At 64.2% G+C, this 386-nt stretch carries 1 protein-coding gene; it reads right to left on the reverse strand.

The annotated features are described in order from the left end of the window. Nucleotides 1–246, reverse strand: a 246-nt coding sequence (locus tag ETC00_RS20300) for a hypothetical protein (protein ID WP_216369618.1), incomplete at its 3' end; no start/stop codon positions are given. Nucleotides 247–386: the final 140 nt, after the last annotated feature.

Consider the following 386-nt stretch of genomic DNA (forward strand, 5'->3'; position numbering starts at 1 on the left):
GGCCAGGCCGTGGACCACCGTCAGCGGATACTCCAGCTCGCGCTGGATCTGGCTGACCTGGGCGCGGGCCAGGGCCACCAGGCGCTCGTTGATGACCTTCTCCAACAGGCCCTGGGTGCGTTGCTGCACCAGCTCCTGCGTTCGCGCGCCGGCGAACAGGGCGTACAGCACCAGCACCACGACGACGCTTAGAACACTGGCGCCGGCGAGGGCGGCGACAGAAAACTGGATCGACTTGAGCTTCATGATGGGACTTCTGACCCTTGTTGGAATTGTCTCTGAGGAGCTTATCGGCAAGAGGACGGCAAATCCTTAATCGGCCGTCGGAGATTTCCTCGCCAACGGCTGTTGCCGGCGCTCGAGGCGCGGCCTACCATGCGCTCGGC

Source organism: Brevibacillus sp. MCWH (genome assembly GCF_013096935.1).
GTDB lineage: Bacteria > Bacillota > Bacilli > Brevibacillales > Brevibacillaceae > Brevibacillus > Brevibacillus aydinogluensis.